This is a genomic window from Naasia aerilata (genome assembly GCF_030296595.1).
Taxonomy (GTDB): domain Bacteria; phylum Actinomycetota; class Actinomycetes; order Actinomycetales; family Microbacteriaceae; genus Naasia; species Naasia aerilata.
Map to the genome: position 1 here is coordinate 1,365,853 of NZ_AP027731.1, position 12,415 is coordinate 1,378,267.

Sequence of the window (12,415 nt, forward strand, 5' to 3'; positions counted from 1 at the left end):
CGCGGCCCTGGCAGGAGGTGCTCGCGGCCATCGCCTTCGGGGGCTCGAGCTCACCTTCCTGTCGGGCAACCTCTCCAAGGTCCTGCACGGGGGCTGGGTCCCCCTCCTTCTCGCGGCAGTCATCATCCTCGTCATGGCGACGTGGCGTCGCGGTCGGCAGCTCGTCACCGACGACCGGCGGATGAAGGAGGGCTCGCTAACGGACTTCGTCGAGGAGATGCAGACGGTGCGGCTCAACAGGGTGCCGGGGATCGCGGTCTTCCCGCATCCCAACAGCGACACCACACCGCTGGCACTTCGCGCCAACGTGAACCACAACCACGTGCTGCACGAGCGCGTCCTCGTGGTCTCGATCGAGGTGCTCGGGGTGCCCGAGGTTCCGGATCACAAGCGGTACGTCTACGACGACCTCCGCTACACGGACGACGGGATCGAGCACCTCACCGTCCGGTTCGGCTTCTCGGAGACACTCGATGTGCCCGCGGCCCTGCGCGCGGCGTGCGTCGCGGGAGTCCTCGACGGCGACCCGGACGAGATGGACGCCGCGTCCTACTTCGTGTCCCGTGGCGCGATCCGCCGGACGCGCTCGGGCGGCATGGCGCGCTGGCGGAAGGGCCTCTTCGTCACGCTCGCGCACAACGCGGCCGATCCGGCCTCGCGGTTCCAGCTGCCGTCGGAGCGCACGGTGACGATGGGCGGCGACGTCGAGATCTGACGCGAGGGGCCGCGCCAGCGTCTCGGAAGGAGCCGCCGTGGCGGCCGCGGCATCGCTCGCCGGACCGCCACGACTTCTTCAGCTCAGCAGCAGCCGATGCCGCCGCAGCAGGTGTCGTCCGCCATGGTCCCCTCCGTCCGTTCTCGGTGATGTTCGATTCATCGATGCGCGTCGATGTTGCCAGTGAAGCGCTTGCATCGACGCTCGTCAATGGAACCGGTGCGAATGGCCCGAGAAGCCGCGTCGGCCTTCGCCCGGCGCGCACTCCGCACAAGCGAGCTGACGCCGATATGCGCCTCGATCAGCGGGAAATGTCCCCCGAACGGGGTGGACGCGGTGGTCGGGAGTCACTACGTTGATCTGGACGCTCCCTCTGGGTAGCCGGGGCGTTGCCTTCGGGAAACCTGCGGACTGCCTGGGGTGAATCCCGGGCAGTCCGCAGCTGGCTTCCTGCTGAAGTACGCAGCACAAGGAGCCGGCTCTCACGGCTCCAAGAGCGCTCGCCGAACCGCGCCGTCGATGCGCAGCTCGAGCTCGCCCGTCACGGGTGTCCCGGCGGTGAGCCAGCGCGCCGCCCCCGCGGGGAATTCGGCCCGAGCGCGCCAGATGCCGTGGCGCAGGGTGCGCCTGACGGTGGCGGCTGCCCGGAGCTCGACGCAGGAGCCCGCGTCTTCCGGGCCGTGCAGCGCGATGGCCGCGGTGACCTCCGCGGGCCTCACGTCGGCTCCACGGATCGCGAAGTCGGCCACCGCTGTCAGGGCGGCCGCCGTGTGGGAGACCTCGCCACTCCGCACGGTCAGGTCGAAGGCGGGGGCCGGGCGACCGCGCCGTGCGCGGGCGCGATGCAGCACCTCCGCCCACCGCCGCAGCACGGCTTCCTCGGAGAAGCGCGCCGCAGCAGTCGCTGCTGCCCTGCGCAGCGACGCCGCCCGGTCCGGGTGCTCGACCAGATCCCGGATCCGCTCGCCGAGCGCGACGACGTCTCCTGGCGGCACGAGGAATCCGCTGACGCCGTCGGTGATCACGTCCGCGGGGCCGTAGGGGATGTCGTAGCTGAGCGGCAGCGACCCGCGGGACATCCCCTCGGCCAGCACCAGGGGGAAGCCTTCCGTGCTGCTCGTGAGCAGGAAGAAGGACGCCGTCTGGAACGCGTCGAGCGCATCCGGGCGGAAGCCGAGCAGGCGCACGGCGTCCGCGAGGCCCAGCTCGTCGACGAGGGCCTGAAGCGCGACGCGGCCGGGCCCGTCGCCGTAGACGTCGAGCCGGGCGGGAGCGCCCCCGCCCGCGCCGATTCGACCGCCCGAACAGCGTGGTCGACGCGCTTGCGCTCGTCGAGGCTCGCGAGCACGACGCCGAGGTGCGGGTCTCGCGGCGCCGCCGCGTGCGGGGTGGGCAGGGGCGCGGAGTTGGGCACGACCTCGAGTGACTCGGCCGGCCCGAGCAGCACCCGCACATCGTCGCGCTGCCGCTCGGACAGGAGGACGACGGCGTCGAAGTCCTCGAGATGGGTGAGCGGGCCGCGGCGCGCGGTCTTGATCCGCCCCCAAGGGCGGTCCTCGCCCTCCAGATGCGAGTTGTGGACGATGTGCACCAGGGTGGCGTGCGGGTTGCGGTAGCCCACGAGGAAGTCCGCAGTCGTCTTGCTGTCGACGAGCAGGAACGCATCCTCGTCGCCGATCACCTGGTCGAGCCACCAGCGGTAGAAGGGCCACACCCGGGTGAAGCCGAACACCGGCCGGCCGTCGCCGTCGCACAGCACGATGGACCGCCCGCCGACCCGCCCGCGCTCGCGCGTGTCCCGGATGTCGCTGAGCGCGAGCGTGCCGTCGGGGCGGCGCCGGTCGATCTGGAGCAGCGTTCCGTTCTCGCTCCGGCGCGCGTGAGTTCCGTCATCGGTGGGGGGCAGCGGGTCGAAGCGGTCCAGCGCCGCGGGCTTCGCGCCGCGTGCGGTGGCGGGCCGATCCGTCGCGGCGGTGACCTCGTCCCAGAGGTTGCGGACGGCGATCCCCTCGTCGAGCAGGCCCCCTGCGCGGAGGTGTTCCACGAGATCCGGGTAGTCGTCCTGCTGGTCGAAGGTGAGGACGTCGACCGGGGCCCCGGCCAGGCGTGCGAAGGATCGCGATCGGCGCAGCATGGCGCCGGTCATGCCGCCGAACTCGCGGGTCAGTCCCCACGTCAGTGCGAACTGGCGGCCGTGCGGAAGGACCTCTGGATCGATGGCCAACGGGGTCCCCTCGGGGCGGATGATACGCGGAAGCGGTCAGCTTAAGCGATGTCGGAGGCCCACCCTAAACTGGGGCCACGAAACGCCGAAGACACAACATGTCGGGAATGACAGAGCTGTCATTCCCGTTATATAGTGAAGCACCGCCGCAAGGTGGACCACAGCACTAGCTCATCGAAGGGGAGATGGCTCATGGATTTCGACAACGACCTGGGGTACGCGGTTCCGGTTGACCCGATGGACCTCCTGCAGTGCGACAGCTGCCAGTAGGCACCGACGCCCGCTGATTTCAGCATCGCCGAAGAACCCCCGTGCGCCTCGCGCCGGGGGTTCTCGCATGTCCGGCGAGGCTCCTCGGTTGCACGGTGGGGGACACCGCCGGCTGCGCCGCCGAGCAGGGCTAGCGGCGCAGCAGCCCCAACTCCATGGCCTTCGTGACGGCGCGCGTCCGGTCGCTCACCTCGAGCTTCTCGAAGACGTGCAGGAGGTGGGTCTTCACCGTCGCCTCGGCCAGGAAGAGCCGTGCCGCGATCTGCGGGTTGCTGTCGCCCTCGGCGACGCGGGCCAGCACCTCGAGCTCGCGGGCGGTGAGCACCGGTGCCGCCGGCCGGCGCATCCGCCCCACCAGGAGCGCCGCGATCCGCGGGGCGAGGGCGACCTCGCCGCGCGCCACCGCGCGGATGCCCGCCAGGATCTCCTCCTGCGGCGCCGCCTTGAGCAGGTAGCCGGTGGCCCCCGCCTCGATGGCGGTCAGGATGTTCTCGTCCGACTCGTAGGTGGTGAGGACGAGCACCTTGACCGCGGGACGGGTGGCGAGGATCCGCGCCGTCGCCTCCGCGCCGCCGACCTTCGGCATCCGGAGATCCATGAGCACGAGGTCGGGCTCGAGGTCCGTCGCCAGCTCGATCGCGTGCTGCCCGTCCGCGGCCTCGCCCACCACGTCGATGTCGGGCTCCGACTGGAGGAGGGCCACGATGCCGCCGCGCACGATGGGGTGGTCGTCTGCGACGACGACCCGGAGCGGGGCGGTCATGCGCGCACGCCGTGCGGCAGCCGGACGGTGAGCGTCGTGCCGCCGGGGCCGCTCGCGATGTCGAGGGATCCGTCGGCCAGAGCGAGCCGGTCCCGCATGCCGGCGAGCCCGAAGCCGTGACCCGGCGCCGTCGGGTCGAAGCCGGTGCCGTCGTCCTGCACGTCGAGGCGCACGCCTTCGGGAGGCGAGGTGAGGGTGAGCGTCACGGCCCGCGCCCCGGCGTGCTTGCGCACGTTCGCGAGCGCCTCCTGGGCGCAGCGCAGCAGGACCACCTCCGCCTCGCGTGGCAGCTCAGGGGTGGCGTCCGCGCGCACGGTGACTGCGATTCCCGCCTCGCGCTCGAAGCGGGAAGCGATCCGCTCGAGCGCCGACACAAGACCGCCGCCGGCCAGCTCCACCGGCGCCGTGGCTGCGACCAGGGCGCGCGTCTCGACCAGCGCCTCCCGGGCGCCCTCCTCCAGGAGGTGCAGGCGGTCCTCGACCGCGCGGGTGTTCCCGGCGCGCAGCTCCTGCCGTGCCTGCTGCAGCTGGAGCACGAGCCCCGTGATGCTCTGCGCGATCGTGTCGTGCACCTCGCGGGACAGCCGCTCCCGCTCGCTGGCGACGCCCGCGTCGTGACCCAGGGCCGCGAGCTCGGCCTGGGCGGCGGTGAGCTGCTCGACCAGACGCCCGCGCTCCTCGCTGAGTCCGGCGATCGAGGAGATCCAGAGCCCCATCGCCATGCTGAAGGCGAACGAGATCCCCACCGTGATGACCGTCTGGGCGATCCCCTCGGGTCCGGTGCCCACGCTGATCAGGAAGCCGATGGCGACCGCGACCGCGACGCCGGCGTTCGCCAGGATCGAGGCGCGGAGGGTGGGGGTCAGCACCCAGACGAGCGGATAGCTGATGCCCTGCAGGATCGCGAGCAGGGGGAAGAACGCGACGGCCGTTCCGGTGAGCACGATGACGACGACGACGAAGGCGGCGGCGGGTCCGGGGAGCTGCAGCCGCGTCGGCCGAGGGTGAACCAGGCGACCACGAGCGCTCCGAGCGTCGCGATCGCTCCGGCCACGCGGGGGCCCGGCGCCTCCGCGAAGAGGACGATGAGCGCGAGCACGACGGCGACGCCCGGCACCGCGACGTTCCACCACTTCGGCGAGTCCACGGCGCTCACTCTCCCATGAGGACGGTCACGAGTCCTTGCGGATCCAGCGGAAGGTCACACGGGCCAGCACGAGGCCGACGACCAGCCAGATCCCGAGGACCAGCGCGACGCCGCCGAGGTTCCACTCCCCGCCCGCCTCGACCGCGGCGTACGACTCGGGCAGGAAGACGTACCGCATGCCCTGCGCGAGCCACTTGAGGGGAAGATGCTCGCCACGTTCTGCAGCCATTCGGGCAGCTGGCTGAACACGAGGTACACCCCCGAGATGAACTGGAGCACCAGCACGATCGGGATGATCACGGCCGTCGCGGTCTTGCCGCTGCGGGGAAGTGCGCTGAGGCCGATGCCCAGCACCGCGCTCGAGGTGACGCCGAGCAGGAACACCCACGCGAAGGTGAACCAGTGGCCCGCGTCGCCGGGCAGGCGCACGCCGAAGACGAACGCGGCCACGACCAGGAGCAGGGCCGACTGGAGCAGGGCGGTCACGAGGACCTGGCCGAGCTTGCCGAGGAAGTAGCTGGCGATCGGCAGCGGCGAGCCCGCCAGCCGCTTCAGCGTCCCGTCGCTGCGCTCCATGGCGATGACGACCGCGAGGTTCTGCAGGCCGCTGAGCAGCACGCCGGCGGCGACCATCGCGGACAGGTAGTACTGGGCGGCGCTGATCACACTGCCGTCCGCATCGCGGCCGAAGTCGCCCTCGCTGAACGCCACGGAGAAGATCGTGAGGAACAGCACCGGGAACAGGAACGTGAAGAAGACGGTGTCGGGCTGACGGAAGTAGGTCCGCACCTCATAGGCCGCGCTGAGCAGACCCAGGCGGAGGGTGCGACCGCGGGGCAGGGCTGTCGGGCGCGGGGCGGCGGGGGCGAGCGGGGCTGCGGTCATGCGAGGACTCCTTCCGGAGCGGACGTGGGGGCGGCGGAGGCCACCAGGCCGAGGTAGACGTCCTCGAGGGAGGGCCGGACGATCTCGACATCGTCCGGCTCGAGGCCGTCCGAGGCCGCCACGAGCCGTGCGACGAAGGTGGCCGGCGCGGTGGTGCGCTCCTCGCGGAGGACGCCGTCCTCGCGCCAGCGGACGACCGGGACGCGCGACGCGGCGCCGCCGATCTCGTTCACCCCGCCGATGTCGATCATGCGGCCGCCTGCGATCACCCCGACGCGGTGCGCGAGCTGCGCCGCCTCGTCGAGGTAGTGCGTGGTGAGCAGGATGGACGTGCCCTCCGCCTGCAGCGAGCGGAGAAGCTCCCAGAAGCGGCGCCGTGCTTCCGGATCGAACCCCGTGGTCGGCTCGTCGAGGAAGACCAGCTCCGGCCGCCCCACGATGCCGAGGGCGACGTCGACTCGGCGGCGCTGGCCGCCCGAGAGCTTGCGGATGAGCGTCCCGGCCTTCTCCTCGAGCCCGACTGCGGCGATGAGCTCGTCGACGTCGCGGGGTGAGGGGTAGAAGGCGGCGAAGCGGCTGAGCTCCTCGCGAACCGTGGCCGAGCCCGACTCGGCGCTCGACTGCAGCACGATGCCGAGGCGCGCCTTCCAGGCCAGGCCGCCGCGGGCCGGATCCTGGCCGAGCACGCGCACGTCGCCGCTCGTGCGGTCCCGGTAGCCCTCGAGGATCTCGATGGCGGTCGACTTGCCCGCTCCGTTCGGCCCGAGGAGAGCGAAGGTCTCGCCCGGGCCGATGTCGAAGGACACCCCCGTCACGGCGGAGAAGGTCCCGTAGGACTTGTGCAGATCGCGCACGGACACGACTGGTTCCATGGCCCCAGCCTCCCGCGCCCCGCTGCCACTGCGGCAGATCCGGTCGGCCCGTTCCGGCATCCACCGATCGGTGGATGCCGGGGAGCGGGCCCGGCCGTCCTCGAGGGCCCGGCCTTCGCAGGAGCGCTGAATAGACTGGCGGCGTGGCAGTGAACCCCGCGATCCAGGGTCGCACCTACCCCGCGACCGCCCCGTACCTGGTCGGGCGGGAGAAGGTCCGCGAGTTCGCCAGGGCCGTGCTGTCCGCCGATCCGGTGAGCCTCGATCCGTCGTCCGCCCGCGCCGCGGGCTTCGCCGACGTCGTCGCGCCGCCCACCTTCGCGGTCGTCGTGCAGGAGCACACCCTGGCCCAGCTGCTCGCCGACGAGGACGCGGGGGTCGACTTCTCCCGTGTCGTGCACGGCGACCAGCGCTTCTCGTTCACGCGGCCGATCGTCGCGGGCGACGAGCTCACGGCGACGCTGACCGTCACGAGCGTCAAGACCCTCGGCGGCAACGCCATGGTCACCGCCGAGTCGTCGATCGCCGACGCCGGCGGCGCCCACGTCGTGACCGCGATCTCCACGCTCGTCGTGCGGGGCGACGCGTGACCGCCGCGGCCGACCTGGCGGTGGGTCAGGTCGTCGCCGAGCGCACCGTTCCGCTGACCCGCGACTCGCTCGTCCGGTACGCCGGCGCGTCCGGCGACTTCAACCCCATCCACTACCGCGACGACGTCGCCGCGAGCGTCGGGCTGCCCGGGGTCCTCGCCCACGGCATGCTCACGATGGGCGCGGCGGTGCAGCCGGTGGTGGACTGGGCCGGCGGCGCGCATCGCATCCGCGACTACCAGGTGCGGTTCACCCGTCCCGTCGTCGTCGATCCCGAGGCGGGCGCGACGCTCACCGTGAGTGCGAAGGTGGCGGCGCTCGACGCGGAGGCGGGAACGGCCCGCATCGATCTCACCGTGCGGGCGGGCGAGGCGACCGTGCTCGGGAAGGCCCAGGTTGTCGTCGTCGTCGGCTGAGCCGGAGGTCCGGGAGGACGTCCCGCTGTCCACGCTGACGACGCTCCGGGTCGGCGGTCCCGCGCGCCGCGTGGTCCGGGCGGACAGCACCGGCGCGCTGATCGACGCCGCGCTCGCCACCTGGGCCGACGGCGACGACTGGCTGGTCCTGGGCGGCGGGTCCAACCTGCTGGCGGGAGACGACGGGTTCGACGGCACCGTCCTGCTGCCGGCGGCGCGCGGCATCGAGGAGCAGCGCGACGGCGATCGGGTCGTGCTGCGAGTGGAGGCGGGCGAGCCCTGGGACGACCTGGTCGCCGTCGCGGTCGAGCGCGGGCTCACCGGCATCGAGGCGCTGTCCGGCATTCCCGGTTCCACCGGCGCCGCGCCCATCCAGAACATCGGCGCGTACGGCCAGGAGCTCAGCTCCTCCTCGTCGCGGTCGAGTTCCTCGACTACCTCACCGGCGAGCTGTCGCGGAGGACCGCGGACGAGCTGGGGCTCGGCTACCGCACGTCGATCTTCAAGCAGGGACTGCGCGGCGTCGTGGTGACCGTCGAGCTGGAGCTGGCGGCGCCGAGCGGCCCCGGTCCCGCGCTGAGCGCCCCGATCGCCTACGCGCAGCTCGCCGGCGCACTCGGGGTCCGGCTCGGCGACCGGGTCCCGGTGACCGAGGTGCGGGAGGCGGTCCTCCGCCTGCGGCGCAGCAAGGGCATGGTCCTCGATCCGGCCGATCCCGACTCGGTGAGCGCCGGATCCTTCTTCACCAACCCCATCGTCAGCGAGCGCTTCGCGCGAAGCCTGCCGCCCGAGGCGCCGCGGTGGCCCGTGACTCCGGACGAGCCCGACGTGGCGGTGCCGGTGGGCGCGTCCCTGCCGGCGGTCCCGTCCCACGAGCACCTCGTGAAGCTCAGCGCCGCGTGGCTGATCGAGCACGCGGGCATCCGTCGCGGCTTCTCCCTGCCCGGCTCGCGAGCGGGCATCTCGACGAAGCACTCGCTCGCCCTGGTGAACCGCGGGGACGCGACGGCGGAGGAGCTCCTGGAGCTCGCGCGCTACGTGCGCACTCTGGTGCAGACCGAGTTCGGCGTCCTGCTCCAGCCGGAGCCGGTCCTTCTGGGCGCCACCCTCTAGGCGGTGCGTTCCGGCCCGGATAGCGCGGTAGAGCGCGCCACCCGGGCCGGAACGTGCTAGGCGAAGAGGCGCTGGAGGCGCTGCACGCCCTCGAGGAGGGCGTCGTCGCCGAGCGCGTAGGAGAAGCGCAGGTAGCCGCTCGGCCCGAACGCCTCGCCCGGCACCGCCGCGACCTCCGCCTGCTCGAGGATCAGGTCGGCGAGCTCCAGCGAGGTTCGGGGCGTGACGCCGTTCCAGTCGCGGCCGAGGAGGCCCGTGACATCCGGGTAGACGTAGAACGCGCCCTCGGGCGTGGGCGTGACGACACCGTCGATCCTGTTGAGCTCGGCGACGATGACGCGGCGCCGACGGTCGAACGCCTGGCGCATCGCCTCCACCTCGTCCTGCGGTCCGGTGAGCGCCGCGATCGCCGCGCGCTGGGAGATGTTCGAGACGTTGGAGCTGAGGTGCGACTGGAGGTTCGCGGCCGCCTTGATGGCGTCGGCCGGCCCGACCATCCAGCCGAGCCGCCAGCCCGTCATCGCGTAGGACTTCGCAACGCCGTTGACGAGGATCGTCCGGTCCGCCAGAGCCGGCACCGCCTCGACGATCGAGATCGCCGCGGACGGCACCTCGCCCTCCGCGAGCCCCTCCGGGTACACGAGGTTCTGGTAGATCTCGTCCGCGATGATCCACAGGCCGTGCCCGTCGGCCCACTCGCCGATCGCGCGCGTCTCCTCCTCGGTGTACACCGCGCCGGTGGGGTTGGAGGGAGAGACGAACAGGAGGACCTTCGTGCGCGGGGTGCGAGCGGCCTCGAGCTGCTCGACCGTGACCTTGTAGTCCTGGTCCGCGCCCGCGAACACCTCGACCGGGACGCCGCCCGCGAGCTTGATGACCTCGGGGTAGGTGGTCCAGTAGGGCGCGGGCACGAGCACCTCGTCGCCCTCGCCGACGATCGTCGCGAAGGCCTGGTAGACGCCCTGCTTGCCGCCGTTCGTCACGATGACCTGGCCGGGGCAGACCTGGAGCCCGCTGTCGCGCAGCGTCTTCGCCGCGATCGCCTCGCGCAGGTCCGGCAGGCCGACGGCGGCGGTGTAGCGGTGGTTCTTGGGGTCGCGGACCGCCTTCTCCGCCGCGTCCAGGATGAATCCGGGAGTGGGGAAGTCGGGCTCGCCTGCCGCATAGCTGATGACCGGGCGCCCCTCGGCCTGCAGCGCCTTCGCCTTCGAATCCACCTTGAGGGTGGCGGACTCGCTGATGGCGGCGATGCGGGGGGAGATGCGGGGAAGCTCAGCCATGCGTGCAAGACTATCGAGGCGCTCGCGGACCCCCTGCCCTTCGCGGAGGGGTCCGGTGTTAGACTGGGCGTCTCTGGTCGGAAGAAGCCAGGCTTTGCTGCGCCCGTCGGCGGATCATCCTCCTCGCAATGACGTGGCGAAGCCGTGCCCCTTCCTTCTAGGGCGGTGGCTCAATTGGTAGAGCAGCGGTCTCCAAAACCGCAGGTTGCAGGTTCGAGTCCTGTCCGCCCTGCGACTGCCCGCACACCTGTGCGGACAGACCCGAGTGCACATTCGGGCCCGGGCTCGACGAGCCCGGCGACGGGATACGAGGAGTGTTCGTGGCGCGAAAGGTCATCGACGAGCCCAGCGAGGACGTCGTAGCCATTGCGAGGAAGGAACGGCAGGCCAGACGGTCGCCGTTCGCTCGCATCGCGCTCTTCATCCGCCAGGTGGTCGGCGAGCTGAAGAAGGTGGTGACCCCCACTCGGCGCGAGCTGTTCGGGTTCACCGCGGTCGTGCTGGTGTTCGTCATCATCATGATGGCGCTCGTCACCGGGCTCGACTACGTCTTCAGTGCCGTGGTGGTCTTCGTCTTCGGAGATCCCTCAGTCGGCAGTTAGCCTTCCCCGCCCCTCCCCAGGGCGGCGTTACAGAAAGAGCAGCACAGCATGGTGGCGGACAGCTATCGCGAGCACATCAACGACCTCGACGTGATCCCTGCGGAAGAGCAGGACTCCGAGGTCGGCGAGGTGCAGGAGGGCGACCTCCTCGGCACGGGGGACCTCCCGACGACCGAGGGCCCCGGCGACATCCACATCGTGACCGACGATGACGACGCGGCTGACCTCGAAGAGGCCCTCGAGGTCATCGAGCAGGCAGCGGACCCCGAGGCCGACCAGGTCATCGACGAGGCGCTCGAGGTGCACACCCTCGACGAGGCGGAGGCCGCCGAGGCGGCCACGGACGACGAGGCCGAGGAGGCCGCGCTCGACCCCTACGACGCCTTCCGTCAGGAGCTCCGCGGCAAGCTCGGCAAGTGGTACGTCATCCACTCCTACGCCGGCTTCGAGAAGCGCGTGAAGCAGAACATCGAGCAGCGCAAGGGCAGCCTCGGCCAGGAGGACTCGGTCTTCGAGGTCCAGGTGCCGATGGAGGACGTCGTCGAGATCAAGAACGGCCAGCGCAAGCTGGTCAACCGCGTGCGCATCCCCGGCTACGTGCTCGTCCGCATGGACCTCAACGAGGAGTCCTGGTCGGTCGTCCGGCACACCCCCGGCGTGACGGGCTTCGTCGGCAACTCGCACAACCCGACCCCGCTGCGCTTCGAAGAGGCGTTCAACATGCTGAAGAGCACCGTCCAGGTCGCCGAGGCTCCCGCCAAGGGCGGCACCGGCGCCAAGGGCTCCGCGACGCAGGCCCGCTCGATCCCGGCCGAGGTCGACTTCGAGATCGGCGAGACCATCACCATCAAGGAAGGCTCGTTCGCGGGCCTGCCCGGCACCATCAGCGAGATCAAGCCGGAGAGCGGCAAGCTCACCGTCCTCGTCTCGCTGTTCGAGCGCGAGACGCCGGTCGAGCTCAGCTTCGACCAGGTCACCAAGCTCTAGAGCCGGGAATACTCCCAGCGCCTCGCGCGCTGGACATCCAGACCACCGCACCCCGGATCCGCCGGGGAGGCGGGAGAGGGGCTCAGGCCGCTCGAAGAAAGGGAAAACAGCACATGGCACGTCAGAAGAAGGTCACGGGGCTCATCAAGCTCCAGATCAAGGCTGGCGCCGCGAACCCCGCCCCGCCCATCGGGCCGGCGCTGGGTCAGCACGGCGTCAACATCATGGAGTTCTGCAAGGCGTACAACGCGGCGACCGAGTCGCAGCGCGGCAACGTCATCCCGGTGGAGATCACCGTCTACGAGGACCGTTCGTTCACGTTCATCCTCAAGACGCCCCCGGCAGCCGAGCTCATCAAGAAGGCGGCCGGTGTCGCCAAGGGCTCCGCCACGCCGCACACCGCGAAGGTTGCGCGCCTCACCAAGGCTCAGGTCCTCGAGATCGCCGCCCAGAAGCAGCCCGACCTCAACGCGAACGACATCGAGGCTGCCGCGAAGATCATCGCCGGCACCGCCCGCTCCATGGGCATCACGGTCGAGGGCTGAGGACGA

At 71.3% G+C, this 12,415-nt stretch carries 12 protein-coding genes, 1 tRNA gene and 2 pseudogenes; 8 read left to right on the plus strand and 7 right to left on the minus strand.

Features of this window, described 5'->3' with window-relative positions; all coding sequences use genetic code 11:
• Positions 1 to 133: 133 nt before the first annotated feature.
• Entirely contained in the window at positions 134 to 715 is a 582-nt protein-coding gene (locus QUE51_RS07390; RefSeq protein ID WP_491562657.1) for a KUP/HAK/KT family potassium transporter, read from the plus strand.
• A gap of 482 nt (positions 716 to 1,197) precedes the next feature.
• Here QUE51_RS07390 and QUE51_RS07395 read toward each other — a convergent pair whose 3' ends face one another.
• From QUE51_RS07395 to QUE51_RS07420, 6 genes and pseudogenes are all read right to left on the minus strand, one after another.
• Positions 1,198 to 2,469, minus strand: a complete 1,272-nt coding sequence (locus QUE51_RS07395; protein ID WP_350226740.1) for a glycosyltransferase — start codon at positions 2,467 to 2,469, stop codon at positions 1,198 to 1,200.
• A gap of 870 nt (positions 2,470 to 3,339) precedes the next feature.
• Positions 3,340 to 3,972, minus strand: a complete 633-nt coding sequence (locus QUE51_RS07400; protein ID WP_286278888.1) for a response regulator — start codon at positions 3,970 to 3,972, stop codon at positions 3,340 to 3,342.
• Positions 3,969 to 4,916: a sensor histidine kinase gene (locus QUE51_RS07405; RefSeq protein ID WP_286278889.1), complete on the minus strand. Its 948-nt coding sequence runs from the start codon at positions 4,914 to 4,916 to the stop codon at positions 3,969 to 3,971. The genes QUE51_RS07400 and QUE51_RS07405 overlap by 4 nt, the downstream gene beginning before the upstream one ends.
• On the minus strand, positions 4,835 to 5,128 hold the full coding sequence (locus QUE51_RS07410) for a hypothetical protein (protein WP_286278890.1): 294 nt from the start codon (positions 5,126 to 5,128) through the stop codon (positions 4,835 to 4,837). Before QUE51_RS07410 ends, QUE51_RS07405 begins: the two co-directional genes overlap by 82 nt.
• 16 nt (positions 5,129 to 5,144) lie before the next feature.
• A pseudogene (locus QUE51_RS07415) lies at positions 5,145 to 6,004 on the minus strand (ABC transporter permease).
• Entirely contained in the window at positions 6,001 to 6,876 is an 876-nt protein-coding gene (locus QUE51_RS07420; RefSeq protein ID WP_286278891.1) for an ABC transporter ATP-binding protein, read from the minus strand. The pseudogene QUE51_RS07415 and the gene QUE51_RS07420 overlap by 4 nt, the downstream one beginning before the upstream one ends.
• Positions 6,877 to 7,019: 143 nt before the next feature.
• Here QUE51_RS07420 and QUE51_RS07425 point away from each other — a divergent pair, with 143 nt between their 5' ends.
• The 3 genes and pseudogenes from QUE51_RS07425 to QUE51_RS07435 all read left to right on the plus strand — a co-directional run bounded on the left by QUE51_RS07425 (position 7,020) and on the right by QUE51_RS07435 (position 8,995).
• Positions 7,020 to 7,466, plus strand: a complete 447-nt coding sequence (locus tag QUE51_RS07425; RefSeq protein ID WP_286278892.1) for an FAS1-like dehydratase domain-containing protein — start codon at positions 7,020 to 7,022, stop codon at positions 7,464 to 7,466.
• Positions 7,463 to 7,882, plus strand: coding sequence for a MaoC family dehydratase (locus QUE51_RS07430; protein ID WP_286278893.1), 420 nt, complete (start codon positions 7,463 to 7,465; stop codon positions 7,880 to 7,882). Before QUE51_RS07425 ends, QUE51_RS07430 begins: the two co-directional genes overlap by 4 nt.
• Positions 7,863 to 8,995: pseudogene (locus tag QUE51_RS07435) on the plus strand (UDP-N-acetylmuramate dehydrogenase). The gene QUE51_RS07430 and the pseudogene QUE51_RS07435 overlap by 20 nt, the downstream one beginning before the upstream one ends.
• A gap of 56 nt (positions 8,996 to 9,051) precedes the next feature.
• On the opposite strand, the gene QUE51_RS07440 reads toward QUE51_RS07435, so the two are convergent.
• Complete coding sequence (locus tag QUE51_RS07440; RefSeq protein ID WP_286278894.1) at positions 9,052 to 10,275, minus strand: pyridoxal phosphate-dependent aminotransferase; 1,224 nt, start codon at positions 10,273 to 10,275, stop codon at positions 9,052 to 9,054.
• A 159-nt stretch (positions 10,276 to 10,434) separates the two neighbouring features.
• Between QUE51_RS07440 and QUE51_RS07445 the strand changes: the two genes are divergently transcribed.
• The 4 genes from QUE51_RS07445 to rplK all read left to right on the plus strand — a co-directional run bounded on the left by QUE51_RS07445 (position 10,435) and on the right by rplK (position 12,409).
• Positions 10,435 to 10,507, plus strand: a tRNA-Trp gene (locus tag QUE51_RS07445).
• Positions 10,508 to 10,595: 88 nt separating this feature from the next.
• Entirely contained in the window at positions 10,596 to 10,877 is a 282-nt protein-coding gene (gene secE, locus QUE51_RS07450; protein WP_286278895.1) for a preprotein translocase subunit SecE, read from the plus strand.
• Between the two features lie 48 nt (positions 10,878 to 10,925).
• Entirely contained in the window at positions 10,926 to 11,864 is a 939-nt protein-coding gene (nusG, locus tag QUE51_RS07455; protein WP_434017251.1) for a transcription termination/antitermination protein NusG, read from the plus strand.
• Positions 11,865 to 11,977: 113 nt separating this feature from the next.
• On the plus strand, positions 11,978 to 12,409 hold the full coding sequence (rplK, locus tag QUE51_RS07460) for a 50S ribosomal protein L11 (protein WP_286278896.1): 432 nt from the start codon (positions 11,978 to 11,980) through the stop codon (positions 12,407 to 12,409).
• Positions 12,410 to 12,415 lie beyond the last annotated feature (6 nt).